24 protein-coding genes are annotated in these 25,808 nt (G+C 71.1%); 11 read left to right on the plus strand and 13 right to left on the minus strand.

Translation table 11 applies throughout. The annotated features are described in order from the left end of the window. Window positions 1-94: 94 nt before the first annotated feature. From BIU91_RS09380 to BIU91_RS09400, 5 genes are all read right to left on the minus strand, one after another. On the minus strand, window positions 95-1,198 hold the full coding sequence (locus tag BIU91_RS09380) for a Gfo/Idh/MocA family oxidoreductase (RefSeq protein ID WP_071405201.1): 1,104 nt from the start codon (window positions 1,196-1,198) through the stop codon (window positions 95-97). Continuing rightward, complete coding sequence (locus tag BIU91_RS09385) at window positions 1,195-2,028, minus strand: ThuA domain-containing protein (RefSeq protein WP_071405202.1); 834 nt, start codon at window positions 2,026-2,028, stop codon at window positions 1,195-1,197. Before BIU91_RS09385 ends, BIU91_RS09380 begins: the two co-directional genes overlap by 4 nt. 32 nt (window positions 2,029-2,060) lie before the next feature. Beyond that, entirely contained in the window at window positions 2,061-2,813 is a 753-nt protein-coding gene (locus BIU91_RS09390; protein WP_231495622.1) for a carbohydrate ABC transporter permease, read from the minus strand. 127 nt (window positions 2,814-2,940) lie between these two features. Next, entirely contained in the window at window positions 2,941-3,906 is a 966-nt protein-coding gene (locus tag BIU91_RS09395) for a sugar ABC transporter permease (RefSeq protein WP_071405203.1), read from the minus strand. Window positions 3,907-3,908: 2 nt separating this feature from the next. After that, the gene (locus BIU91_RS09400) at window positions 3,909-5,144 is read right to left on the minus strand and encodes an ABC transporter substrate-binding protein (RefSeq protein ID WP_071405204.1); all 1,236 of its coding nucleotides are present in this window, start codon (window positions 5,142-5,144) and stop codon (window positions 3,909-3,911) included. 201 nt (window positions 5,145-5,345) lie between these two features. Between BIU91_RS09400 and BIU91_RS09405 the strand changes: the two genes are divergently transcribed. From BIU91_RS09405 to BIU91_RS09420, 4 genes are all read left to right on the plus strand, one after another. Then, entirely contained in the window at window positions 5,346-6,362 is a 1,017-nt protein-coding gene (locus BIU91_RS09405; RefSeq protein WP_253183720.1) for a LacI family DNA-binding transcriptional regulator, read from the plus strand. A gap of 230 nt (window positions 6,363-6,592) precedes the next feature. Next, window positions 6,593-7,912, plus strand: coding sequence for an ABC transporter substrate-binding protein (locus tag BIU91_RS09410; protein ID WP_071405205.1), 1,320 nt, complete (start codon window positions 6,593-6,595; stop codon window positions 7,910-7,912). Continuing rightward, window positions 7,909-8,877: a sugar ABC transporter permease gene (locus tag BIU91_RS09415; protein WP_171907805.1), complete on the plus strand. Its 969-nt coding sequence runs from the start codon at window positions 7,909-7,911 to the stop codon at window positions 8,875-8,877. The genes BIU91_RS09410 and BIU91_RS09415 overlap by 4 nt, the downstream gene beginning before the upstream one ends. Beyond that, window positions 8,877-9,725, plus strand: a complete 849-nt coding sequence (locus tag BIU91_RS09420; protein ID WP_027464448.1) for a carbohydrate ABC transporter permease — start codon at window positions 8,877-8,879, stop codon at window positions 9,723-9,725. Before BIU91_RS09415 ends, BIU91_RS09420 begins: the two co-directional genes overlap by 1 nt. Before the next feature lie 95 nt (window positions 9,726-9,820). Here the strand turns inward: BIU91_RS09420 and BIU91_RS09425 are convergent, their stop codons facing one another. After that, entirely contained in the window at window positions 9,821-10,267 is a 447-nt protein-coding gene (locus BIU91_RS09425; RefSeq protein WP_071405206.1) for a MarR family transcriptional regulator, read from the minus strand. A gap of 169 nt (window positions 10,268-10,436) precedes the next feature. Here BIU91_RS09425 and BIU91_RS09430 point away from each other — a divergent pair, with 169 nt between their 5' ends. Beyond that, entirely contained in the window at window positions 10,437-11,369 is a 933-nt protein-coding gene (locus BIU91_RS09430; protein ID WP_071405207.1) for a helix-turn-helix domain-containing protein, read from the plus strand. 13 nt (window positions 11,370-11,382) lie between these two features. Here the strand turns inward: BIU91_RS09430 and BIU91_RS09435 are convergent, their stop codons facing one another. Then, the gene (locus BIU91_RS09435) at window positions 11,383-12,426 is read right to left on the minus strand and encodes a LacI family DNA-binding transcriptional regulator (protein WP_071405247.1); all 1,044 of its coding nucleotides are present in this window, start codon (window positions 12,424-12,426) and stop codon (window positions 11,383-11,385) included. Window positions 12,427-12,572: 146 nt separating this feature from the next. Here BIU91_RS09435 and BIU91_RS09440 point away from each other — a divergent pair, with 146 nt between their 5' ends. From BIU91_RS09440 to BIU91_RS09455, 4 genes are read left to right on the plus strand one after another with little or no spacing between them, the layout of a single operon-like run. Then, entirely contained in the window at window positions 12,573-13,868 is a 1,296-nt protein-coding gene (locus tag BIU91_RS09440) for an extracellular solute-binding protein (RefSeq protein ID WP_071405208.1), read from the plus strand. A 2-nt stretch (window positions 13,869-13,870) separates the two neighbouring features. Then, window positions 13,871-14,893, plus strand: coding sequence for a sugar ABC transporter permease (locus tag BIU91_RS09445; protein ID WP_071405209.1), 1,023 nt, complete (start codon window positions 13,871-13,873; stop codon window positions 14,891-14,893). Then, window positions 14,893-15,774, plus strand: coding sequence for a carbohydrate ABC transporter permease (locus BIU91_RS09450; RefSeq protein WP_017886791.1), 882 nt, complete (start codon window positions 14,893-14,895; stop codon window positions 15,772-15,774). Before BIU91_RS09445 ends, BIU91_RS09450 begins: the two co-directional genes overlap by 1 nt. Continuing rightward, window positions 15,771-18,209 carry a glycoside hydrolase family 3 N-terminal domain-containing protein gene (locus BIU91_RS09455; protein WP_071405210.1) on the plus strand — a complete coding sequence of 813 codons (2,439 nt, stop codon included), beginning with the start codon at window positions 15,771-15,773 and terminating at the stop codon, window positions 18,207-18,209. The genes BIU91_RS09450 and BIU91_RS09455 overlap by 4 nt, the downstream gene beginning before the upstream one ends. Window positions 18,210-18,306: 97 nt before the next feature. Here BIU91_RS09455 and BIU91_RS09460 read toward each other — a convergent pair whose 3' ends face one another. The 3 genes from BIU91_RS09460 to BIU91_RS09470 form a co-directional block, all read right to left on the minus strand. Further along, complete coding sequence (locus tag BIU91_RS09460) at window positions 18,307-19,332, minus strand: glycosyl hydrolase family 18 protein (protein ID WP_139196631.1); 1,026 nt, start codon at window positions 19,330-19,332, stop codon at window positions 18,307-18,309. A gap of 55 nt (window positions 19,333-19,387) precedes the next feature. After that, entirely contained in the window at window positions 19,388-19,765 is a 378-nt protein-coding gene (locus BIU91_RS09465; RefSeq protein ID WP_071405211.1) for an ATP-dependent DNA ligase, read from the minus strand. 106 nt (window positions 19,766-19,871) lie between these two features. Next, on the minus strand, window positions 19,872-20,630 hold the full coding sequence (locus BIU91_RS09470; RefSeq protein WP_071405212.1) for an AraC family transcriptional regulator: 759 nt from the start codon (window positions 20,628-20,630) through the stop codon (window positions 19,872-19,874). Window positions 20,631-20,826: 196 nt separating this feature from the next. On the opposite strand from BIU91_RS09470, the gene BIU91_RS18900 reads away from it, so the two are divergent. Together BIU91_RS18900 and BIU91_RS09475 are read left to right on the plus strand one after the other, a co-directional pair. Then, the gene (locus BIU91_RS18900; protein ID WP_163343324.1) at window positions 20,827-20,994 is read left to right on the plus strand and encodes a hypothetical protein; all 168 of its coding nucleotides are present in this window, start codon (window positions 20,827-20,829) and stop codon (window positions 20,992-20,994) included. Next, window positions 20,991-21,953 (plus strand): helix-turn-helix transcriptional regulator, encoded by a 963-nt coding sequence (locus tag BIU91_RS09475; protein WP_071405213.1) that lies wholly within the window; start codon window positions 20,991-20,993, stop codon window positions 21,951-21,953. The genes BIU91_RS18900 and BIU91_RS09475 overlap by 4 nt, the downstream gene beginning before the upstream one ends. A 34-nt stretch (window positions 21,954-21,987) precedes the next feature. Here the strand turns inward: BIU91_RS09475 and BIU91_RS09480 are convergent, their stop codons facing one another. The 3 genes from BIU91_RS09480 to xylA form a co-directional block, all read right to left on the minus strand. Continuing rightward, window positions 21,988-22,977 (minus strand): acetylxylan esterase, encoded by a 990-nt coding sequence (locus BIU91_RS09480; RefSeq protein ID WP_071405214.1) that lies wholly within the window; start codon window positions 22,975-22,977, stop codon window positions 21,988-21,990. 82 nt (window positions 22,978-23,059) lie between these two features. Then, entirely contained in the window at window positions 23,060-24,544 is a 1,485-nt protein-coding gene (xylB, locus tag BIU91_RS09485) for a xylulokinase (protein ID WP_071405215.1), read from the minus strand. A 53-nt stretch (window positions 24,545-24,597) separates the two neighbouring features. Further along, complete coding sequence (gene xylA / locus BIU91_RS09490) at window positions 24,598-25,791, minus strand: xylose isomerase (protein WP_027464459.1); 1,194 nt, start codon at window positions 25,789-25,791, stop codon at window positions 24,598-24,600. Window positions 25,792-25,808: the final 17 nt, after the last annotated feature.

Below are 25,808 nucleotides of genomic sequence, written 5' to 3' on the forward strand. Positions count from 1 at the left end.
CCGCCACGGGCCTCCAGGCCTGCTCGGGGTGCGTCGGACCGCACATGGTGAGCAGGAACGGTCGGGTCGCGGTGCGCGACCCGACCGTTCCTGCTCACGAAGCGGGCAGCCGCTCGCGCAGGGCGCCGCGGACCGACTCCCAGCCGGCCAAGCGGTCGCGGATCGCGTCGTCCTGCTCGGCGGCCAGGGCGTCCCGGTGCGCCTGTTCGAGCACCTCGTCGATGACGACCCGGCGGCCGCTGCGGGCCGAGGTGATGGCTGCGTCGACCATCGTGAGGCTCATCACGTTGCCGTGCACCTCGCCGTCCGGCACCTCGCCCGAGCGGACCGCCCGGACGAAGGACGCCAGCGACCCGGCGATCTCGTGCCCGACCGACGGCGCAGCGGCAGGGGAACCGGGGGTGCCGTCGAGGTCGCTCGACGGGTCGTGGTCGCCGTCCCAGAGCGCCGTGCCGGCCGCTCCGGAGGCACGCCAGTCGCCGTTCCACGAGGTCTCGGCACCCGGCGCGCACCACGAGCCGTCGTAGACGTAGCGGACGTCGTCCTCGAACGTGAAGACGGCTGCGGCGGCCGCGTCGCCCCGGTACCAGGACCACGACGGGTTCCACGACTCGCAGTACACCGACACCGGGTCGCGTTCGAGCACGTACCGGGCGGAGTCGAAGGCGTGGATGGCCATGTCGAGCAGCAGGACGTCGTCCATCTCCTCGCGGAACCCACCGAAGTGCGGCGCCTTCGCGAACCGGGTGCTCAGCCCGCCCACGGCACCGAGGTCGCGGACGTGCTGCCGGAACGCGACGAGCTGGTCGTTGTACCGGCGGGACTGCGACACCATGAACAGCTTGCCGGTGGCCTCGGCGGCGGCGGCGAGTGACAGCGCCTCGGCGACGGTCTGCGCGGCGGGCTTCTCGCCGAGCACGGGGAGCCCGGCCCGGAGCGCCTGCAGGGTGACCGGGTGGTGCGCGACCGGCACGGTGATGTCGAGGACGGCCTCGGCACCGGTCTCGGCGGCCAGCACGGTCAGGTCCGTGCCGACCGGGATCGACGGGTCGCCGGCGTGCTCGGCCCCGGCGCGGGCGGCGTCGAGGTCGAGGTCGACGATGCCGACCAGCTCGACCTCGGGGTCGGCGGCGACGGTGGCGAGCCAGGCCCGCCCCATCCCGCCGGCGCCGACCTGCAGGACGCGGAGCGGGCTCACGCCTGCGCCCCGTCGCGCTCGGCTGCCTGCTCGCTGGCTGCTGGCTCGGCGGTCTCGGGTTCGGCGTCGTCGAACGGGCCGCGGTAGTGCTGCCCGTCGAAGTACTCGCCCAGGTCGTAGCGGCGGAGCGTCGGGATCTCCCGTTCCCGCTCGGGCCGGGCCCACTCGGCGCCGTTCGCGATCACGCGGCGGACGTCCGGGTGGTGGTAGACGGGGAAGTCCTGGTCACCGGGGGAGAAGTAGAAGATCTTCCCGAGGCCGCGGCGGTAGGTCATGCCGCTCCGGAACACCTCGCCGCCCGTGAAGCCCGAGATGAACACGAGCTCGTCGGGCGTCGGGACGTCGAAGTACTCGCCGTACATCTCCTGCTCGGGGATGACGATCGGGTTCGGCACCCCGCGGGTGATCGGGTGCTGCGGGTTGACGGTCCAGACGAGCTCCTGGTCGTGCTCGCTGCGCCAGCGGAGGGTGCAGGTGGTGCCCATCAGCTTGCCGAAGATCTTCGACCAGTGGCCGGAGTGCAGGACGAGCAGCCCCATGCCGGAGAGCACGTGCTTGTGCACGCGGTCGACCACGGCGTCGTCGACGTCCTGGTGTGCGGCGTGCCCCCACCAGGTGAGGACGTCGGTGTTCGCGAGGACCTCGTCGGTGAGGCCGTGCTCGGGCTCCTGCATGGTGGCGGTCCGGACGACGGCCTCGGGCAGGTGCTCGCGGATGCCGTCCGCGATCGCGCCGTGCATGCCGTCGGGGTACCGCTCGGCGACGTGCTGCTCGACCTGTTCGTGGACGTTCTCGCCCCAGACGGTGATGCGGAGCGGGGTGGTGGTCATGGTGTGTGCCTTTCGGGGGTGGTGGGACCCGGTCACTTGACTGCGCCGCCGGTGGCCCCGGCGGCGATGAACTTCTGCGCCACGAGCAGCAGCACGATGGCGGGGATCGAGGCCATCACCGCGGCGGCCATGACGGTCGACCAGTCGGCGGTGAAGGTGCCGATGTAGTTGTAGATGCCGAGGGTGATCGGCCGGACGTCCTCGGTGGTGGTGAGGGTCAGGGCGAACAGGAAGTCGCTCCAGGTGAACAGGAACGTGAACAGCCCGGCGGTGATCAGGGCGTTGGCGCTGATCGGCACGACGACCGAGCGGAAGGCCCGGAAGTTGCCGGCACCGTCGACCTTGGCGGCCTCGATGATCGACGGCGGGATGTTCTGCATGAACGCCCGCATGATCAGGATCGCGAAGGGCACGCCCGCGGTGCTGTCGGCCAGGATCAGCCCGGGCACGGTGTTGAGCAGGCCGAGGTCGTTGTACGCGGCGTACAGGGCGTTCGCGACGACGATGCCCGGGATCATCTGCGAGATGAGGATGCCGAACAGCACCGCGTTGATGCCCTTGACCTTGAACTGGGCGAGCGCGTAGGACGCCGGCGTCGCGATGAGCAGGCTGACGACGACGCTGCCCAGGGCGATCACCAGGCTCGTGACCAGGGCGCCGCCCTGGTCGGCGATGGCCTGCGCGTAACCGCCGAGCTGGGCGTTGATCGGGAACCAGGCGGCCTCGATCGCGGAGCCGGCCGGCTGCAGCGAGATGTTGATCATCCAGTAGACGGGGAACAGCATCACGGCGAGGATCAGGATCCCGACGCCGGACAGCACCCACTGCTTCGCGCTCGTGGGACGAACGGGCCGCCGGGCACCGCGGGTGACCACCGCGCGGGTCCGGAGGGCGTCGGTGGTGGACGCTGCGTCAGTCATCGACGGCCTTCCTGTTGAGGCGGAGGTAGACGATCGCGAACAGGGCGGAGATCACGATGAGGATGTTGCTCAGCGCGGCGCCCTGCCCGAAGTCGAACTGCTTGAACGACAGGTCGTAGGACTGGGTCGCGATGGTCTGGGTGGCGTTCGCCGGCCCGCCGTTCGTCAACCCGAGGATGATGTCGAGCACCTTGATCGTGTAGACGACGCCGAGCACGAGCGTGACGCTCACGACGGGTCGCAGCATCGGCCAGGTGATCGCCCAGAAGGCCTTCCACCCGGTCGCGCCGTCGAGTGCCGCTGCCTCGTACAGCTCGGTGGGGATGTCCTGCAGACCGCCGTACAGGATCGTGGTGTTGAACGGGATCCCGATCCAGATGTTCACCGCGATGACGGTGATGAGCGCCACGGCGGGACTCGTCAGCCATGGGACCGACGGGACGCCGAAGGTGCCGAGGAACTGGTTGACGACGCCCGAGTCCTGGTCGAGCATCCACTTCCAGACCGCGCTCGAGACGATGAGCGGCAGCAGCCAGGGCAGCAGGAGCAGCGAGCGCAGGAGGCCGGACAGCGGGAAGTTCCGTCGGAAGAACAGGGCGAGCAGCAGGCCGAGGACGAACTGGCCGACGATCGACCCGATCGTGAACAGCGCCGTGTTGAGCATCGCCGTGCCGAACAGCTGGGACGACACGACCGAGGCGTAGTTCGCCAGGCCGACCCACGGTGCCTCGCCCGTGTAGAACGTCGACGTCGTGTACGCCTGGAAGCTCATGACGATGTTCTTGACCACCGGGTAGCCGAAGAACAGCAGCAGGAACAGGACGGCCGGCAGCAGGAACAGCAGCTGCGCGATCCGTTCGAAGCGCAGCGAGCGGCCCGGGCGGGGCCGCCGGGACGGAGCGGGTGCTCCGCTCCCGGCGGCCCGCCGTGGGGCGACGGGGGTCGCGGTGCTCGTCATGCTCAGTTGCTCGACTGCGCGTTCTGCAGGGCGTCGGCCGGGGAGTCCTGCCCGGTCAGCGCCGACTGCACGGCCGTGTAGATCTTCGTCGCGGCCTTGGGCCAGTCGGCACCGAGCTCGCCGGTGCGGGCACGGGCGTCGGCGACGAGGTCGACGAACACCTGCTCCTCGGGGACGTCCTTGCCGAACTGCTGGGCGACGTCGGTCTTCGAGGGGATCGTGTACCGCAGCTTCGCCATCGCGAGCTGGTTCGCGTCGCTGTTCATGCAGTCGACGATCTTCGCCGCCACGGCCTGCTTCGCCTTGTCACCGGTGTTCGGGACGGTCCAGACCTCGCCACCGAGCGGGGCCACGGCCTTGTCGCTGGCGGACTGCACGGGGATCTGGGCGATCCCGTAGTCGACCTTCGACTCCTTCAGACCGGGGATCTGCCACGGGCCGTTGATCATCATCGCGGCCTTGCCGGCCATGAACTGGTCGTTCACGTCGGCCTGGGTCCAGTTCACGACGCTCTTCGACATCGAGCCGTCGTCGACCAGGCCCTTCCAGAGCGACAACGCCTCTTCGGTCTCCGGGGTCGCGATGTCCTTCTCGTCGCCGCCGTTCGACCACATGAACGGCAGGAACTGCCAGGTGCCCTCGTAGGTGGCGTTGGCGTCGACGGCGAACCCGTACTGGTCGCCCTTGGTCAGCTTCGCCGCGGCGGACTGCAGCTCGTCCCACGTCTTCGGCGGGGTGACACCGGCCTCGGACAGCACCTTCTTGTTGTAGAAGAGCGCGATGGTGTTGACGGTGGGGGCGAGGCCGTAGACCTTGTCCTCGTAGGTCCCGGCCTGCAGCACGCCCTTGGCGTAGCCGTCGGTCGAGATGTCGTAGTCGGACAGCGGCGACAGCGCACCGGTCTCGGCGATCTGCTGCAGGTCCGGGTTGTCGAGCATCAGGACGTCCGGCAGGGTCTTCGACGACGCCTGCTGCAGGACCTTCTGGATGAGCGACGAGCCGGGCACCAGGCTGCGCTTGATGGTGACGTCGTTCTCGGCCCCGCACTTGTCGAGGTACTCGCCGATGACCTTCTTGTCGTTGCCCTGGTTGTAGTAGTCGAGCACGGTGATGGAGTCCACCTTGCCGCCGGAGCTCGCGGACGAGCCGCCGGAACAGCCGGCGAGGACGAGGGGGACGGTCGCCAGCATGGCGACCGCGCTGAGGACCGGGGCGATCCTGCGGTGTCGAGGCTTCATTGCTTCGCTCTTCTCTGGATGGTTGCCGGACACGAGTCGAACGTGTCGCTCGTGGATCGGGGACGACCGGACCAGAACCGCTCCGTCGCGTCCCGAGTGGGGTCGAAGCTAGCATCGAAGCGGTTAGATGGTAAAGCGCTTAGACGAACTTTTTCGGGCACTGCCCCCGCTACAGTGAGCGCAACAGGGTGAGGGAGCGGCATGGCGACGATGCAGCAGGTCGCCGACCGGGCGGGCGTCTCGATCGCGACGGTGTCCTTCGTCGTGAACGGCAACAAGCGCGTGTCCGCCGACACCCGTGCCCGGGTCACGGCGGCGATGCGCGAGCTCGGCTACCGGAACAACGTGGTCGCCCGAGCGCTGGCGTCGCGCCGCACCCGGATCCTCGCGCTCGTGTTCCCGGTGCTCGAGCACCGGCTCGGCCAGACCGCGCTGCAGTTCTTCACGAGTGCCGCGAGCCGCGCCTCGGAGCTCGGGTACCACCTGGTGCTCTGGCCGGCGGTGACGACGGCGGACGACGTGCAGGAGCTCATCTCGGGCGGTCTCGCCGACGGGGTCGTGGTGATGGAGGTCACCATGCACGACCCCCGGATCGCCCGTCTGACCGAACTCGAGGTCCCGTTCGTCGCGATCGGCCGTACCGCCGACCCCTCGGGCATCTCGTACGTCGACATCGACTTCGAGCGCACCGTCGAGGACGCCCTCGACCACCTCACCGGGCTCGGGCACCGTCGGATCGGGCTCGTGGTCGAGGACCTCGACGGCACCACCATGGCCGACTACGGGCCGAAGGTCCGCTCCGAGGCGGCGTTCCACGCCGGCATCGAGCGCCGGGGGCTCACCGGCACCGTGGTCGCCGCCGGTGCCTCGGCCGAGGGCGGTCGTCGTGCGGCGGCGGACCTGCTGGCGCACGACCCCGACGTCACGGCCGCGATCATCATGAAGGACGACTCGAACTTCGGGCTCGTCAGCGGGTTGCGGGCCGGCGGTCGGCGCGTGCCCGAGGACGTCTCGGTCATCGCGATCGTGTCCTCCGACGGCGCCGGCGCCGCGACCGAACCGGTGCTCACGACGCTGAACGCCCCCGGCCCAGAGCTCGGCCGCCTGGCGGTCGAATCGCTGGTCGACCGCCTCGAGGGCGGCAGCACCGAGCGCACCCACACGCTCATCCCGTGCGCCCTGCACCTGGCCGACTCGACGGCCCCCGCCCCCGCCTGACCCCCTGCCGGACTGGAGGCGCGGGTCGGCCCCGCCACGCGCCTCCAGGCCGCCGCCAGCCACGTTTCGGGCTGAGCGACAGTCCACGGATCTCCGAGCGCGTGAGGTGTCGTCCACCCCGAAAGGTGCTCGACGCGGCCGCGCCACTCGCCGCCGCCTGGCGGACAGACCAGGCTCCGCCTGGTTGTGTGGACGTACAGGTTCGCAGCACCACACGTCGAGGAGGACGGATGGCAATCGACCGGAGGACGTTCATGCTCGGGGGAGCGGGGGTGCTTCTGCTCGCCGGCTGCTCCACCCGATCCGAGCGCACGCGCGTCGAGGACTGGCCCACCGAACCGCCCGAGGGCGAGGCGACGATCAGCTGGTGGGCCGGCCAGGTCGCCTCGAAGGACGGCGGTGACCTGCGCCGCCGGCTCATCGCGGAGTTCCAGAAGGAGCACCCGAACATCCGCGTCCGGATCGTCAGTGCCCCGAGCGACACCGACACGAACCGCACCAGCCTGACGACCCAGATCGCGGCCGGCAGCAGCACGCCGGACGTCTACCTGGGCGACGTCGCCTGGCCCGGGCAGTTCGCGAAGAACAAGCTCGCGACCCCCGTGAACCAGCTCGTCGGCGAGGACTTCTTCGACCAGTTCCCCGAGGGCCTGCGGCTGGCGGCGAGTGTCGACGGCACGTACTACATGTTCCCGCTCTACATCGACGAGTCGTTCTTCCTGTACCGGAAGGACCTGCTCGCGAAGCACTCCCTGCAAGTGCCGGGGTCGTGGGAGGAAGTGCGCGAGACCGCCGCGAAGCTCGTGGACACCGGCGACGTGTCGTACGGGTTCGCGTTCCAGGGCGACGTGTACGAGGGACTGACCTGCAACGTCACCGAGTTCGTCGCCGACGCGGGCGGGTCGCTGCTCAACGACGACCTCACGAAGCCCGAGACGACGAGTTCCGAGACCAAGCGCGCGTTCGAGTTCATGCGCTCGCTGGTCACGTCGGGGGCATCGCCACGGGCCACCCTGACGTACCAGGAGCAGGACACCAACGACGCCTTCTCCGGAGGCCGCGCGGCGTTCCTCCGCAACTGGTCGTACGCGTGGGGGATCGCGAACGGCCCGGACAGCAAGGTCGCCGGCAAGGTGGGGCTCGCCGCCCGGCCGACGTTCGACGGCATGGACGAACACCACTCGACGATCGGCGGGTGGGGGAACTACATCAACCCGCACACCCAGGAGCCCGCGGCGGCACTGACCTTCGCGCGCTGGATGTCGAGTGAGACCGCGCAGCAGTTCCTGACCCGCGAGGGCGGGGTCCTGCCGGCCCGAAGCGCCTCGCTCGTGAGCGAGGACGCGAAGCGGCAGGAGCGCCCGACCTACGACACGGCGGCGGGCATCACGCTCGTGCCCCGCCCAACCTCGACGGCCTACTACCCGAAGGTCTCGCAGGGCGTCTACCAGAACGGCAACAGCATCCTCGGCGGGCAGGCGTCCGTCGACGGTGGCACCAGCGCGATGGCCTCCGCCATCTCGCTCGCCCTGCAGGGAGCAGCGCTGTGAGCGCCGGCACGGCGACACGACCGGCACGGCCTGGAGGCACGGGTCGCGTCGATCCGCCGCCCCGGCCGACGGGGCGGTCGCGTCTCGACCGCATCCGCTCGCGGGGCGCGTGGGGCTTCGCGGCACCGGCGCTCCTGGTGGTCGCGGCGGTGACGATCTTCCCGGTCGTGTACTCGGTCGTCCTGAGCTTCGCGGATGTCGAGGTCGGCTACGAGGGCTTCACGATCCAGTCGTTCGGGTTCGACAACTACGCGGCCCTGCTGCAGAGCGCCGACTGGTACCGGGCGCTGGGCTTCACGGTGCTCTACACGGTGGTGACGGTGTCGGTCGAGCTGGTGCTCGGCATGCTCGTCGCACTGGTGCTCGAGCGGCTCGGGGCCACCCGCGGCTGGATGCTCGCGCTCATGCTCATCCCGTGGTCGCTCGTGACCATCGTCAACGCGCAGCTGTGGAAGTACATCTACGACAGCACCTACGGCGTCGCGACGTGGTTCTTCGGGTTGTTCGGGGACGCTCCGGTGATCCTCGGCGAACCGGTGCCCGCGATCACCGGGCTGATGGTCGCGGACATCTGGAAGACGACGCCGTTCGTCGCGATCATCCTGCTCGCCGGGCTCGTGCAGATCTCGGAGGACCACTACGAGGCCGCCGAGCTCGACGGTGCGAGCACCTGGCAGACGTTCTGGCGCGTGGTGCTGCCACAGCTCACCCCGACCCTGACGATCGCGGTGCTGTTCCGCATCCTGCAGGCGTTCGGGGTGTTCGACCTGCCGTTCGTGCTGACGAACGGCGGCCCGGGCACCGCCACCCAGTCGCTCGCGATCATGGGCTACAAGGTGCTCTTCCAGGACATCAACATCGGACCGGGCGCGGCGATCGCGACCTCCACCGCGGTCATCGTCGCGGCCGGGTGTCTGCTGTTCCTCCGGGCGTTCCGGAACCAGGCGAAGGGAGGGGACGACTGATGCCCCGTCAACGTGTGCGCAAGGGTTGGCGCAAGTGGGTCAACACCGTCAACGTCAGCGGTGTCGTCATCGCGGTGCTCACCGCGCTGCCGCTCTACTGGCTCGTCACGACGTCGCTCAAGCCGGCGTCCGAGATCGGGCAGTCGCCGCCCACCGTTTGGCCGCAGTCGTTCACCTTCGACAACTTCGTGGTGGCCTTCCGCGACAACGCGCTGGGCCAGTACATGGTGAACAGCGTCATCGTGTCGGTGTCGACCACGGTGATCGTGCTCGCGCTGGCGTTCCTCGCCGGGTACGCCCTGGCCGGTCGGTTCATCCGGGGGCGGACGGCGATCATGACCTCGCTGCTCATGCTGTCGGTGTTCCCGGCGATCGCGGTGCTGACGCCGCTGTACCTGCTCGAGCGCAACCTCGGGCTGCTCAACTCGTACCCGGGTCTGATCGTGCCGTACGTGGCGTTCAACCTGCCGTTCGCCATCTGGATCATGCGGAACTACCTGCAGGGGATCCCGTCGACGATCGAGGAGGCGTCCGAGATCGACGGCGCCGGGGCCTGGCGGACCGTGCTGTCGGTGATCCTGCCGATGGCGAAGCCGGGTTTGTTCACGGTCGGCGTCTTCACCTTCACGGCGTCGTGGAGCGAGTTCCTGATGGCCCTGACGTTCAACAGCGAGAACTCGTTCCGGACGATCCCGGTCGGCATCGCGCTCTTCGGGACGCAGTTCACGGTGCCGTTCGCGCAGATCTTCGCCGCGAGCGTCGCTGCGACGGTGCCGATCGTCATCCTGGTGCTCGTGTTCCGCCGCTCGATCGTGTCCGGTCTGACCTCCGGAGCCGTCAAGGGGTGACGGGTGTCCGGCATGCGGAGATAGGTAGAGAACTTACCTAGCTGCGCATGCTGGACATTCGTCCGAGCGCCGTCCTGACCGCCCGTACCCTGCCGTCAGGGGCTCGGTGCGCCGAGATCGACGGCTGCGACGATGCGGTCGATGATCCGCACGAACCTGGCCCGCTCCCGTTCCGAGAAGGAGGCCATCAGGTCGTGCAGGTGCTTGTTCGTGCCGTCCATCGCGCGCGCGTAGTCGCGCCGGGCAGCATCGGTCAGCTCGATGTACCGGCTGCGGCCGTCGTCGGGGTTCGGGACACGGCTGAGGTGTCCGCTGTGCTCGAGGCGGTCCACCATGCCGGTGACCGCCGGGCCGGTGAGTCCCAGGTGCTTCGACAGGTCCTTCACGCGCACCGTCCGACCCGCTTCCTCGGCGCGCGAGACGAACTGCAGCAGCGTCAGGTCGCCGCCGGAGACGCCGAGCTCGTCGCGCAGTCGACCGCGCAGTTCGGAGACCGCGGCCTCGAGCCGGGTCAGCGCCGCGTCCAGGTCGACATCGCTCACGACAGCGTCCCCTCTGCACGGGTCTCGTCCGGGTCACGATACGCCGCAGTCACCGCACCAGCGTATCCACATAACGCGGAGCGTGGAACGGTGCAGGTGGCGATGGCGGATTCGGGGCGCCGTGGCTGACCCCGTCCCGACTCCGCAGTCCGCTTCACGCGGTGAACCGGTGCGTTTCGAGGTCTCCGGCGGTGACCCCGACTCGGCCGAGCGCGACCTCGCCGCCGTCCACGGCGCCGATCGGTGGTCCGTCCGGCGCATCGACGAGGACTTCTCGTACCGGTACACGGCCGTCGGCGACTCCGACGTGAGCATCCGGCGCTCGCAGCTCCGCGGTGCCGTGCGTGGCTCGGTGCCCGTCGGCGCCGACTACGTGGTGACGTGGATCACCAGCGGGACCGCGAACCTGGACTCCGGGCGCGTCCGGATGGAGCTGCGCCGGGACGTCCCCGTGCTCCTGCCGCCCGAGGACGACTTCGTGTTCACGGCCGAGGACCACGACCAGCGCCTGGTGCACTTCGGACGCGAGTACGTGCACCGCGTCGCGTTCGAACACCTGGAGGTCGAAGCGGCGCCACTGCGGTTCGACCCGACCCGCATGCCGGAACCGGACACGGCCGAGCGCTGGCAGGAGGCGCTCGTGGCGCTGTCCCGCGCCCTGCGCGCCGGGGGACCCGACTCCGACGCGTGGCACGAGGCCAAGCGGTCGGCGGCCACCGCGTTCCTGGACACGTTCCCGCCGCAGGCCGACGACCTGCCCGCGGTGCTCGGCCTGCCCCGGAACGCCCGGCTGCGGGCGGCGGTGGAGTACATCCACGCGCACGCTGCCGAGCCGGTCACGGTCCAGGAGCTGTCCGAGGTCGCCGGCCTGAGCGTGCGGTCGGTCCAGGAGTCGTTCCGCCGGGTCTTCGACGTGTCGCCGCTGACGTACCTGCGCGAGGTCCGGCTCGACCGCGTGCGCGGCGAACTGCTCGAGCTCGACCCGCAGGCCGGGGTCGTCGGCGACGTTGCCCGCCGCTGGGGGTTCGCCCACCTCGGCCGGTTCTCGGCGGCCTACGCGGCCCGGTTCGGCGAGTACCCGAAGCAGACCCTGCGCCGCTGACGGCGGCGGGTGCTCAGCGGCCGGGCGCCGGCCTCGGCGCGGGGCCCGTACTCGCCCGGACCCGCAGGGTCGTGGGGAGCCGGACGTGGTCCGTGGTCGGTTCGCCACGGAGCATCGTCAGGAGCATCTGCACGGCGTGCGACCCGAGTTCGGCGAGCGGCTGCGACACCGTGGTGAGCGGCGGGGTCGTGGTGGACGCCTGCGGCACGTCGTCGAAGCCCACGACGGACAGGTCCTGGGGGACGCGGAGCCCGACCTCGGCCGCGGCGCGGAGCACACCGATCGCCGACGAGTCGTTCGCGGCGAACACCGCGGTGGGTCGGTCGGCGAGGGTCAGGAGCTCGCGGGCGACGGCCGCGGACTGGTCCTCCTGGTAGCCGCCGTCACGCAGCAGACACTCGTCGACCGTGATGCCCGCAGCTGTCAGGGCTGAGCGGTACCCGGCCGCGCGCAGCTGGGCGGAGGCCAGGTCGGCGCGTCCCTGCAGGTGCGCGATGCGGGTGTGTCCGAGTGACAGCAGGTGTTCGACGGCCTGCACCGCGCCGGCCTCGTTGTCCGCGTCGACGGTGGCGTGCCCCTCCGGCCCGGTGTGCGGGTCGATCGCCACGACGGGGATCGACGAGCTCGACAGTGCCGTGGTCGGGGTGACGACGATCGCGCCGTCGATCAGGGTGCCGGACAGGCGGGACAGCGACCGGCGCTCCCACCCGGGTCGGTCGGCGCCGGTCATCAGGCCGGCGTAGGCGAGGAGCTCGTAGCCGGTGCCGGTGGCCGCCCGCGAGATACCGCGGAGCAGCTCGGTCGAGAACGGCTCGAACTCGGGCACCAGGATGCCGACGACCCCGGTCCGCGAACTCCGCAGGCTCCGGGCGACCAGCGACGTCTCGTACCCCAGGTCGTCGACCACCTGCTGCACGCGGAGCATCGTGGCGGGTGCGACCCCGTCCCGCTGGTTGATCACCTTGGACACCGTCGGGATCGACACCCCGGCCACCCGCGCCACGTCGCCGATCGTCACCCGGCCGGCACCGGGACGCGCGCCGAGTGCCGAGTCCATGTGCACACCGTACCGCTGCGGCACCATGCGAACGGTAAAGAAAACGTTATCGATATCGATTGACATGGACCTGGAGCAGCAGGCATGCTCTCCGCAGCGGCAGTCGATGTCGCGCATGTCAACGACGACACTTCAGGAGTTCCACGATGACGAGGAAGATCCGTGCCGCGGCAGCCATCGCGCTGATCGGGGCCACAGCACTGGTGGCCAGTGGGTGCTCGGCGGGCAGCGATGCCTCCGAGGACGGCGGGAAGGTCACGATGACCTTCTGGCACAACTCGACCACCGGACCGGGCAAGGCCTACTGGGCCTCGACGGTCAAGGCGTTCGAGGAGAAGTACCCGAACGTCACCATCAAGACCCAGGCGATCCAGAACGAGGACCTGGACGGCAAGCTCCAGACCGCCCTCAACTCCGGCGACGCCCCCGACGTGTTCCTGCAGCGCGGCGGCGGCAAGATGGACGCGATGATCGCTGCCGGGCAGCTCATGGACATCTCCGACTCCATCAGCGCCGACGCGAAGAAGTCCATCAGCGCGGGCACGTTCGCCGGGTACGAGAAGGACGGCAAGACCTACGCCATGCCGGGCGCGGTGCTCCCCGAGGGCATCTGGTACTCGAAGGACCTGTTCAAGGAAGCCGGCATCGAGGGCACGCCCACGACCATGGACGAGCTGAACGACGCGATCACGAAGCTCAAGGCCAAGGACATCGACCCGGTCGCCGTCGGCGCGAAGGACGCCTGGCCGGCCGCCCACTGGTACTACAACTTCGCGCTCCGCGAGTGCAGCCAGAAGACCCTCGAGGACACGGCGAAGTCGCTGAAGTTCGACAACGCCTGCTGGACGAAGGCCGGCGAGCAGCTCGAGGACTTCAACGCCACCAAGCCCTTCAACAACGGCTTCCTGACCACCGCCGCACAGCAGGGCGCCGGCAGCTCCGCCGGTCTCCTCGCCAACCACAAGGCCGCCATGGAGCTCATGGGCGCGTGGGACCCGGGCGTGATCGCGTCGCTGACGCCGGACGCCAAGCCGCTGCCCGACCTCGGCTGGTTCCCGTTCCCCGCGATCGACGGTGGCAAGGGTGACCCGAAGTCGATGATGGGTGGTGTCGACGGCAACTCCTGCTCGGCACAGGCCCCGAAGAAGGCGTGCACCGACTTCCTGAACTTCATCGTGCAGAAGGACAACCAGGAGGCCTACTACAAGGCCTTCAACGCCATCCCGGTCAACAAGGAGGCCCAGTCGGTCGTCGACTCGGACTACCTGAAGTCGGCCCTGGCCGCCTACCAGGAGGCCCCGTTCGTCTCGCAGTACCTCGACACCCTGTACGGCCAGAACGTCGGCAACGCGCTGAACACCAGCGTCGTCGACCTGCTCGCCGACAAGGGCAGCGCGAAGGACATCGTCGAGACCACCAACCAGGCTGCGGCCAAGGGCTGAGCATGACCCTCGACACCTCGCTCGGTACGACTCCGGCCACCGGGTCGGACACGGCCGCGGGGACGTCCCCGGCGGGGAGCGGTTCGCCGCTCCCCGCCGGTCGGCGGACCAAGCGCCGCATCGCGGACTGGCGGAAGCGCGTCGAGATCGCGGTCCTCGCCGGACCCGCGGTCATCGTCTTCGTCACGTTCGTGATCCTGCCCGTGGCGCTCGCCGCCTACTACGGGTTCTTCAAGTGGCAGGGCTACGGCCCACCCACCGACTTCGTCGGACTGCAGAACTACCTGATCATCTTCCAGGACAAGGCGTTCCACGCGGTCCTGATGCACAACGGCTTCATCGTCGTGCTCTCGCTGGTGCTGCAGGGGCCGATCGCGATCGTGCTCGCGCTGCTGCTCAACCAGAAGATGCACGGCCGCGGGCTCGTCCGCGTGCTCGTCTTCGTGCCGTACGTCATCTCCGAGGTGATCGTCGGCACCGGGTGGAGCCTGATGCTCCAGTCGAACGGCGCCGTGAACGACCTGTTCCAGAGCATCGGCCTCGGCGGACTCCGTGCGGACTGGCTGTCGAACCCCGACATCGCCATCTGGACGCTGCTCGTGATCATCTCGTGGAAGTACATCGGCTTCGCGGTGATCCTGTTCCTCGCCGGCCTGCAGAGCATCCCCGAGGAACTGTTCGAGGCCGCCGCCATCGACGGCGCCGGCTACTGGCAGATCCAGCGGCGCATCACCCTGCCGCTCCTCGGTCCGACGATCCGCATCTGGGCGTTCCTGTCGATCATCGGCTCGCTGCAGCTGTTCGACCTCGTCTACATCATCTGGGGGCAGTACATCGCGTCGACCGCGGGCACCTCGACGATGGCGACGTACATGGTCGCCAACGGCCGGACCTCGGGCAACTTCGGCTTCGGCAGCGCCGTCGCGGTCGTGATGTTCGTGATCTCGCTCGTGGTCGCCCTGATCTACCAGCGCTTCGTGCTCCGCCGCGACACCGCGGGTGCACTCACCGAGAGGAAGAACTGATGGCCACCACGAGCATCGTCGCCCCCGGGCGCCGGGCCGTGCGGGAGCGCCGGTCCAGTGCCGCGATCGGACGCGCGAACCCGCTGACCTACGTCGTCGCGATCCTGTTCGTCGCCGCCAACCTGGCACCCGTGCTGTACATCGTGCTGGGCGGCTTCCGGACCAACTCGCAGATCACCACGAGCCCCGCCGGGCTGCCGGCACCGTTCGAGTTCGGCAACTACGGGTCCGTGCTGTCGAGCGGCATCTTCTGGCAGCAGCTCGGCAACTCCACGATCAGCGCCGTCACGACCACCCTCGGGGTCGTCGTGCTCGGGCTGATGGTGAGCTTCGTGCTCGCCCGCTACCGGTTCGCCGGCCGCGGGGCGCTCTACGCCCTGTTCGCCGCGGGTCTGATGTTCCCGATCACCGTCGCGATCACCCCGCTGTACCTGCTCGTCAAGGACCTCGGTCTGACGAACAGCCTGGCCGGCGTGATCCTGCCGCAGATCGCGTTCGCGCTGCCGACCACCGTCATCATCCTGGTGCCGTTCCTGCGGGCGATCCCCGACGAGCTCGAGGAGGCGGCGTCGATCGACGGAGCGAGCCGTCTCGGGTTCTTCTTCCGGATGGTCGTGCCGCTGTCGCTGCCCGGCGTCGTCACGGTCGGCATCCTGGCGTTCATCGCCAGCTGGAACAGCTACATCCTGCCGCTGTTCATCCTGAACAACGAGGCCGCGTACACGCTGCCGCTCGGGGTCCAGTCGTTCTCGTCGCAGTACTCCGTCGACACCGCCAAGGTGCTCGCGTTCACCTCGATGTCGATGATCCCGGCGCTCGTGTTCTTCACGATCTTCCAGCGCCGGATCGTCGGCGGCCTGACCGGGGCGGTGAAGGGGTGACCGCGACGGACGCGACGCAGACCGCGACCACCGCCGGACCCCGCGCCGACGCCCTGCTCGCCGTGATGACCCTCGACGAGAAGGTCGCGCAGCTCGTCGGGTACTGGCTCGACCAGAACGGCGTCGTCGCCCCCATGCAGGGCGAGATGGCGGCCGTGCAACAGGGCAGCACCCTGGCGGACATCACCCGCGACGGCATCGGGCAGTTCACCCGCGTCTACGGCACCCGCCCCGTCGAACCCGACGAGCGTGCTGCCTGGCTCTGGGCCGAACAGCGCCGCCTGCAGCGCGAGACCCGGCTCGGGATCCCGGCGCTCGTCCACGAGGAGTGCCTGACCGGGCTCGCCGCGTGGAAGGCCGCGACGTTCCCGACCCCGCTGGCGTGGGGCGCGTCGTTCGACCCGGAGCTCGTCGAGCAGGTCGGCGCCGCGATCGGTGGGTCCATGCGCCAGCTCGGCGTCCACCAGGGGCTCGCACCGGTGCTCGACGTGATCCGCGACCCGCGTTGGGGGCGGGTCGACGAGTGCATCGCCGAGGACCCGTACCTGGTCGGCACGGTCGGCACCGCGTACGTGCGTGGGCTGCAGTCGGCCGGGGTCGACGCGACCCTGAAGCACTTCCTCGGGTACTCGGCGTCGCAGGCGGGACGGAACCACGCCCCCGTGCACGCCGGTGCCCGCGAGGTCGCCGACGTGTACCTGCCGCCGTTCGAGATGGCGCTGCGCGACGGCGGCGCCCGGAGCGTCATGAACTCGTACGCCGAGATCGACGGCGTGCCCGTCGCGGCGAACGGCGAGCTGCTCACCGACCTGCTCCGCGACCGGCTCGGCTTCGACGGCACCGTCGTCGCGGACTACTTCTCGGTGGCGTTCCTCGAGGTCATGCACGGCATCGCCGCCGACCGTGGCGAGGCCGCGGCGCTGGCGCTCGAGGCCGGCATCGACGTCGAGCTCCCGACCGGTGACGCGTACCTCGCGCCGCTGGTCGAGCGGGTCCGCAGCGGGCAGGTGGACGAGGCACTCGTCGACCGTGCCGTGCTCCGGGTGCTCCGGCAGAAGGAGCGGCTCGGCCTGCTCGAACCGGACGCGTTCGCCGAGGACGCCCCCACCGGGATCGACCTCGACACCCCGCTGCACCAGGCACTCGCACGCCAGCTGGCTGCGAAGTCGCTCGTGCTGCTGTCGAACGACAGCGGCACCGCCGACAGCGGCACCGCTGACGGCGGCAGCGCTCGCGGCACCCCCGTCCTCCCGCTCGCACCGGGGGCGTCCGTCGCGGTCATCGGCCCGAACGCCGACCGCGCCGAGGCCCTGCAGGGCTGCTACTCGTTCGCCAACCACGTGCTCGCCTCGCACCCCGACCTGCCGCTCGGCTTCGCGATCCCGACCGTCCGCGAGGCCGTCGCCCGGGCCCTCGGCCCGTCGGCGGTCCGCTTCGCCGCGGGCTGCGCCGTCACGGGCGACGACCGGGCCGGCTTCGCCGACGCGGTCGCCGTGGCCGCCGCCTCGGACGTCGCCGTGGTCGTCGTCGGCGACCAGGCCGGACTCTTCGGCCGTGGCACGGTCGGCGAGGGCAACGACACCGAGTCGCTCGACCTGCCCGGCGTGCAGCGCGAGCTGGTCGAGGCCGTCGTCGCGACCGGCACCCCCACCGTGATGGTGCTGCTGACCGGCCGGCCGTACGCGATCGGCTGGGCGCTCGACGGCGACCAGCCGCGCCCTGCCGCGGTCGTGCAGGCGTTCTTCCCGGGGGAGGGCGGCGGGTTGGCTATCGCCGACCTGCTGACCGGCGCGGCCTCGCCCTCGGGCCGCCTGCCGCTGTCCCTGCCCCGGTCCGCCGGCGCGCAGCCGTTCACGTACCTGCACCCGCGGCTCGGCGGTCCGTCCGACGTCACGGCCGCCGACTCGACGCCGGTGCGACCGTTCGGCTTCGGCCTCGGCTACACCGACTTCGCCTACGACGAGCTCGTCGTCGACCCGGACGTCCGTTCCGACGGCGTCTTCACCGCGTCGGTGACGGTCCGGAACACCGGGTCCCGTGCCGGCGAGGACGTCGTGCAGCTCTACGGGCACGACGTGCACGGCAGCGTCACCAGGCCCGAGGTGCAGCTCCTCGGGTACGCGCGGGTCGCGCTCGCCGCGGGGGAGTCCGCGCGGGTCCGCTTCCGCGTCCCGGTGCAACGCTTCGCGTTCACCGACCGTCGGATGCGCAAGGTGGTCGAGCCCGGCGACGTGCAGGTCTGGGTCGCGTCGCACGCGGCGGCGTCCCGGCCGGGAGGCCCGGTGGCAGCGGGTGGGATCGTCGCCTCGGGCGACGGGCCGGTCCGACACCCCGTCCCCGGCACCGCCACGGAGCGCGCCACCGTCGCGGTCACGGGCGCGGTGCACGAGGTCACCCTCGACGACCCCCGCCTGGTGGAGTGGTCCCTCGTCTGACCTGGTGACGGACCACGCGCCCTGGGCGTGACCGAGTGACGGACAGGAGGCGCGGTGCGGGCTCGCACCGCGCCTCCTGTCCGTCAGCGGGTCGGGATCACCCGACCGGTTCGATCCGGTCGGACAGGTCCAGCGACCAGACGGCGACGCCCGTCAGGCCGAGCCGCTCCGCCACGGCGACCCGTTCGCGCAGCGAGCGTGCGTCGGACCACCAGAGCACCTCACCGCTCGGCAGGGTCGCGGTCCACTCGCCGACCGTCGCGTCCCAGCGGGCGGTCGCGCCCGCCTTCCGGACCCGGAGCCGGGCCTGGGCGTCGGAGAGCTGACCGGCCGGGCGCGTGCCCTTCCAGTGGTAGCCGTACCCGGCGACACCGAGCACGATCTGGTCGGCGGGAGCGAGGGTCGCGAGCGCACGGGCGGCCTTCGACGACCACGCGAGCGACCCGACCGGACCGGGTGTGTCCGGCTCCCAGGGGCCGTGCTGGTCGTAGGCCATGAGCGTCAGGTGGTCGAGCGGGGCGCGGAGGGCGCGCACGTCGTAGCCGAGGCGGGCGTAGCCGGCGGCGGTGGTCGACGCGGACAGGGCGATGTCGAGCCGGACGTCGTCGCCGACGGCGGCCCGGAGCTCCCGGGCGAAGGCGGTGAGGCCGGGCTTCTCGGCCGGGGTCAGCGCCTCGAGGTCGATCATGACCGAGTCCCAGCCGCCCGTGGCCACGTCGGCGGCGAGCGACCTGACGACCCGGGCGCGGTTCGCGGGCGAGGTCAGGAGCTTCCGCGCGATCGGCTCGCTGAAGTCGCCGTCGGCCTCGGAGTAGTTGCTGACGAGCAGCTGCGCGGTGAGCCCGTTGGCGTGTGCCCGGTTGCGCTGGGCCTTGGCGGCGCGCGACGGGGCGGTGACCTTCGTGCCCGTGCGGTTCAGCAGCAGGCCGTCGACGCCGACCACGTCCATCGCGGCGGCGTTCGCGTCCACCAGGGCGGTGTCGGCGTTCTCGGGCTGGAAGCCGGCCACGTCGAACTCATCAGCGTGGGCGGCGGTCGGGGCCGTGCAGCCGGCGAGTGCGAGTCCTGCGGTGAGCGCGGCGGCGAGCAGCGCGGAGCGGCGTCGACGCGGGGTGGTGGTCACGGGGAGGGGCATCCTGTCGTTCGTGCCCGGTCGGGGCGCGTCGTCGGCGCCCCGGTCAGGAGGCGCTGATGGTCGTGGTGGGTCGTGCCGGCGGGGCGCCGACGACGTCGTCGGCGGAGACCGGGCCCTCGGCGTCCGTCGGTTCCGGGCTCAGGACGAGGCCGGAGCCGCTCGCCGCGCTGGCGTAGAGCTCGTCGAGCCACGAGCGGTTCACGCTCGGGGACTTGCCACCGGCGAACTTGAAGTGCAGCCCACAGTACGGGTGGATCCAGATGCTGCTGCGGCCGCCCCCGACGGCGGGGTCGTCCTTCCACGAGAACACGAAGCTCTCCCCGCGGCGGATGAGGTTCACGATGACGATCTGCAGGTGCGTGAGTGCGCGATCGTCGAGGCGGAGTTCGAGGGGTTGCGAGTCGTAGATGAGCTGGCCCATGGCGCTGCCTTCCGTTTGCCGGGGCCCGCCGCACGTGCCGGGCCCGCGGGGTCCATCCTCCCGCGGATCCACGAAGTGTGGCGCATTCCGTCCATCGACGGCGTGATCAGTCCCGTTCCGTGCCGGTGCCCGACGGCGGGACGGCCGGTGCCGACCACGGCGGGAGCTCGGCGGACGGGTACCCGCCGTGCTCGTCCGGAGCCCGCAGCATGGGGTTGACCGCACGCAGCCGGATGCCGGAGGTGTCCTCGGCGACCCCGCGGACGGCGTTCGCCAGCAGGAACGCGACGACGTCGGCCGTGCTGCCGTCGGGGTCGTAGCCGTGCCAGGGGCGGTCGTCGCCCTGGGCGCGGCGCAGGGCATGGGCGAACGTCGCGTCGGCGTCGTCGACCTCCACCTCGCAGTCGAGCACGATCCGGAAGCGTGATCCCTCGCCCGGGGACCCGGCGAGGTCCGACGTGGCGCGGGGGTCCGGGTCCTCCGGGTCGAACGACCGGAGCGCCGCCGACGGTGCGGTGCCGAACGCGGCGCGATACTCGGCCGCCATCCGGCCGGCGTTGCTGAAGTGCCAGTGCTTGGCGACGTCCGCGATGGTGCGACGGTCAGCCGGTGTCATCGACAGCAGGTCGCGGCGGACGCCCTCGAGCCGCACCCCGCGCAGGTACGACGCGGGTGAGGTCTGCAGCTCCCGTCGGAACGCGCTCTGCAGGCCGCGGGTCGACAGGTGTGCGGCGGCGGCGATGTCCGGTACGGAGATCGCTTCGCGGGCGTGGGCGTGCACGAACCGCAGCGCCTCGTGCACGGTGCGGGACAGCCGTGCTCCGCCGTGCTCGGGACCACTCGCCGTGGTCGGTGCCTGGTCCATACGTGGAGAGTACGAGTCGGTCGGGCCGATCGGCCTCCGACGCCACGACGCCGCCGTTATCCGGCGTGCGCGGATGTGGATCGCACCCGTTCGGGGGTCATTGTGGACCCCGGTGAGGGCGCTTATCGTCCAAGAGGTACTCAAACTGTCCCCCTCCGAACAGGGTCGGAGGCACGGGGACAGATCGGAGGATCTGATGAGTGGTTACGAGCGTGCACCGGGGGTCGCCCCGGTCCACATCACCTCCTACCGGGCTCGGGCACGCGCTGCCCGACGCGGGTGGATCGTGCAGTCCGAGGACGACGTCGACCGTGAGCGGTTCACCTTCGCGGACCTCCGCGCCCGGCGAGGGTCGGGCCAGTGAGCAGCGACACCGTCCCGCGGGTCGCCGTCGGCCACGAGCCCCGGACCGCCGAGCGGTGCGGCCGGACCACCGCGGACGCCGTCCGGACGGTGCGTGCCGTGTACGACGGTCGCGACGTCCGGTTCGCGCCCACCGACCGGTTCGCGTTCCGCCACCGGACGGTGCGCCACCACAACGTCGCGCTGCTGTCGTCGGCGGTGTCGACCGCCGCCGCCGCCTCGTTCACGCCGGACGGCACGCCGGTGCTGGCGTGGTCGACCGCGGGGTGCCTGCGGGTCGACGACGACGCGCCCGCCCGGCCCGGTGTGCCGGTGCTCCTGCCGACGGACCGGCCGTTCACGCTGCTCGTGCCGGCGGGGACCGTCCAGGTCCTGCGGGTCGACCGCGGATTCCTCGACGCCGTCAACGGGGTCGTGTTCGACCACCGCTTCGCCGGCCGACTGCGATCCCGCCCGGCCGAGGCCGAGGTGTCCCACCTGGTCGCCCGCATCGACGCGGTCGCCGTCAACGCACTGCACCCCGACCGCAACCCGGGCGGGCACCTGTCGGCACAGGTGCTGCTGGCCGAGTCCGTGCTGCGGGCCTTCGGCGGGACGGACGCCGAACCCGACGCATCGCCGGTCCGCCGGACGGTGAACACCGTGCAGCTCGCACAGGCCTGGCTCGCGGAGCACTGCGACCGGCCGCTCCAGCTCGCGGACGTCTGCGGGGCCGTCGGGGTCAGCTCCCGCACGCTGCAGGAGAACTTCGTGCAGCACGTCGGCGTGAGCCCCATGACGTACCTGCTGCAGGTCCGCCTCGACCGGGTCCGGATCGCGCTCCAGCTCGCCGACTGTGCGCAGACGACGGTGGCCGAGGTCGCGCACCGGTGGGGGTTCCGCCACATGGGGCGGTTCTCGAGCACGTACTTCCAGCGCTTCGACGAGTACCCGAAGAAGACGCTCCAGACGAGCACCTGACCCCTGACGCCCGACGTCCGCCGCCCGACGTCCGTCAGCGCAAGCGGTCCGCCAGGAACGCCGCCTGACGCTCCCAGTGCCGGAAGCCGCCACCCTCGTGCCCGTTGTACGGGTACACGACGATCTCGCGGTCGGTGGAGCCGAGGGCGTTGAACGCGGCGAAGGTCGTGCGCGGCGGCACGACGTCGTCCATCAGCGCGACCGAGAACAGCGCCGGGGCGGTGATGCCGGCGGCGTGGTTGACCCCGTCCAGGTACGCGGCGGTCGCCCACACGGTGTCGGCCGCGTCGCGGTGGACGGCGAGGTACTGCGCGAGCTCCAGGTACGGACCGCCGACCGCGACGTCGGTGCCGTTCCGCCAGTCGGCCAGGAACGCCACGTCGGGCAGCACCGCGGCGACCGGTCCGACGTGTGCCTCGACCAGGGCCGCTGCGGCGATCGTGATGCCGCCGCCCTGGCTGCCGCCGGTCAGGGCGATGCGCTCGGGGTCGATCCCGGGCAGCGTGCGCACCGCCTCGACGAGCCGCACGGCGTCGGTGTAGACGCGGCGGTAGTAGTGGTCGGCGGGCGAGCCGATGCCGCTCGTCATCCAGCCGCTGGCGTGCGGTGCGGAGCCGTGCGGGTCCGGGGTGTCGCCGCCGGCCCACCCGGAGCCCTGGCCGCGGGTGTCCATCACCACGTGCACGTACCCGGCGAGGGCCCATTGCACGCGCTCACCCGGGCGACCACGGCCACCGCCGTAGCCGAGGAACTCGACGACGACCGGCAGCGCGCCCGGGTCGTCGGTCATGGGACGGTTGACCCACGCGCGCACCGGGTCACCGGCGAACCCGGAGAACGTCAGGTCCTCGACGACGAGCCCGGTCACCGGGGTCTCGGCCGGCACGAGGGTCACCTCGACGCCCTCGCCCGCGGTCCGGGCGGCGGTGATCGTGTCCGCCCAGAAGGCGTCGAAGTCGGCGGGACGACGCACGTCCGAGCGGTGGGTGCGGAGCGCGTCGAGGGGCAGGTCGGTCAGTGGCATGGGGGTCCTCCGGGGACGATGATGCCCCCGGCGCCCTGGTGGAGGGCGCCGGGGGCGGGGAGTGTCGGATCCGGTGCGTCGGTCAGCGCGCCGCGGCGCGGTACTGCTCGAGCACCTCGGGGTGCGGGTCGGACGGCACGGTGGTCGTCGCGGTGTCCCAGGTCGGCAGGGCGCCGGTGAGCGCCCACGCGGCCTGCTTCGCAGCACCCGCGGCGACGTACTCACCGGGCTCGGGTACCAGGACGTCACGGCCGAACACCTGCGCGGCGACGGCGCGGACCGCCGGGTTCCGCGCCGCGCCGCCGATGAGCAGCAGCCGCTCGACGGTCACGCCGGTGTCCTGCACCGCGGCCAGTCCGTCGGCGAGGGCGCAGAGCATCCCCTCGACGGCCGCCCGGGCCAGGTGCGCCCGGTCGGTGGTCGCCGGCGTCATGCCGAGCAACGATGCGGTCGCGTCCGGCCGGTTGGGCGTGCGCTCGCCGACGAAGTACGGCACCAGCACGAGGCCGTCGGCCCCGGCCGGCGCCTGCAGCGCCAGCTCGCCGAGTGCGTCGTGGTCGACGCCGAGCAGGCCGCCGATCACCTCGAGCACGCGGGCCGCGTTGAGCGTCGTGACGATCGGGAGGCGCGACCCGGTCCCGTCGGCGAAGCCCGCCACGGTCCCGCTCGGGTCACGCACCTCGGCGTCGCTGACCCCGAAGACCGTGCCGCTCGTGCCGAGGGACACCGCGACGTCACCCGGGCCGAGACCCAGGCCGAGCGCTGCCCCGGCGTTGTCGCCGAGTCCGGCACCGACGACGAGGCCGGACCGGGCGACCGCGCCGCCGGGCAGCTCGACGTCGGTGGACAGGGTGCCCATCGCCTCGTCGGGAGCGACCACGCGGGGCACGACCACGGCGTCGTCGTCACCCATCGACGCCGGACGCATCGGCCGCCCGAGCGCGAGCTCGAACAGCTCCGGGTCGTACTCGCGGCGCACCGGGTCCCAGTACCCCGTGCCGCTGGCGTCGGACGCATCCGTCGCCAGGGCGTCGAGGTCGGGGCCGAGCGGGCTCTCGTGCGCCGGTCCGTACCCGCGGAGCCGCCACGACAGCCAGTCGTGGGGGAGCGCCACGGCCGCGACGCGGGCCGCGTTCTCGGGCTCCGCGTCGCGGAGCCACCGCAGCTTGGTACCGGTGAACGACGCGACCGGCACCAGCCCCGTCCGGGCGACCCACGCCTCCTGGCCGAGCTCGTCGACCATCTGCGCGGCCGCGTCCGCACTGCGGACGTCGTTCCAGAGCAGGGCGTCGCGGACCACGTGACCGTCGGCGTCGAGCGCGACCATGCCGTGCTGCTGCCCGGCGATGGCGACGGCGCCGACGTCATCGAGGCCACCGGCGTCCGCGACGGCGGCACCGAGGGCGTCCCACCAGTGGCGGGGGTCGACGGCGGTGCCGTCCGGGTGGGACGCGCGTCCCTCGCGGACGACCGCACCGGTCGCGGCGTCACGGATGGTGACCTTGCAGGACTGGGTCGACGAGTCGACCCCGGCGACGAGCTGGCGCTCGTCCGTGTTCTCAGCCACTTCGGCGGCAGGCCGCCTCAGCGCGCGGAATGCAGCCGCTGGCGCGTCTGCCGTCAATTCCGCGCGCCCATCAGGTGCTCGATGGCGAGCTGCTGCAGGCGGACGAAGCCGAAGCCCTTGCCGCCGAAGTAGGCGTCGGCGTCGAAGTCCTCGTAGGCGGACCGGTCGGCGAGGAACGTGTCGTACGACTCGCCGTCGTTCAGCGTCGGCGTCGACAGCTCGCCGACCTTGGAGGCCTCGAGCGCTGCCTGCACCTCGGGGTCGGCGCGGAACGCCTGCGCACGCTCCTTCAGGAGCAGGTACATGCGCATGTTGGCCGACGCGGAGTCCCAGACGCCGGTGATGTCCTCGGTGCGGCTCGGCTTGTAGTCGAAGTGGCGCGGGCCGTCGTACGCCGGGCCGCCCTGCGGGGCGCCGTGCTCGAGCAGGTCGACGAGCGAGAACGCGTTCTGCAGGTCGCCGTGACCGAACACCAGGTCCTGGTCGTACTTGATGCCGCGCTGACCGTTGAGGTCGATGTGGAAGAGCTTGCCCTGGTAGAGCGCCTGGGCGATGCCGGCCGTGAAGTTCAGGCCCGCCATCTGCTCGTGGCCGACCTCGGGGTTGATGCCGAACAGCTCCGGGCGCTCGAGCGTCTCGGTGAAGGCGATCGCGTGGCCGAGGGTCGGCAGGAGGATGTCGCCGCGGGGCTCGTTCGGCTTCGGCTCGATGGCGAACCGGATGCCGTAGCCCTTGTCGGTGACGTACTGGGCGAGCAGGTTGACGGCCTCGCGGTACCGCTCGAGCGCGGCCTGCACGTCCTTGGCGCTGTCGTACTCGGAGCCTTCGCGGCCACCCCACATCACGAACGTCGACGCGCCGAGCTCGGCGGCGAGGTCGATGTTGCGGAGCACCTTGCGGAGCGCGAAGCGGCGGACCTGCCGGTCGTTCGAGGTGAAGCCGCCATCCTTGAAGACCGGGGCGGAGAACAGGTTCGTCGTGACCATCGGCACGACGAGCCCGGTCGACTCGAGGGCACCCTTGAGGCGGTCGATCTGGGTCTGGCGTTCGGCGTCGGTCGAACCGAACGCGAACAGGTCGTCGTCGTGGAAGGTCAGGCCGTAGGCCCCGAGCTCGTCGAGCTTCTCGACCGCCTCGACCACGTCGAGGGCGGGTCGGGTCGGCCCGCCGAAGGGGTCGGAGCCGTTGTAGCCGATGGTCCAGAGACCGAAGGAGAACTTGTCTGCACGGGTGGGCGTCGTTGCCATGGTGGTCACCGTTCGTC

The organism is Curtobacterium sp. MMLR14_002, assembly GCF_001864975.1.
Classification (GTDB): domain Bacteria; phylum Actinomycetota; class Actinomycetes; order Actinomycetales; family Microbacteriaceae; genus Curtobacterium; species Curtobacterium flaccumfaciens.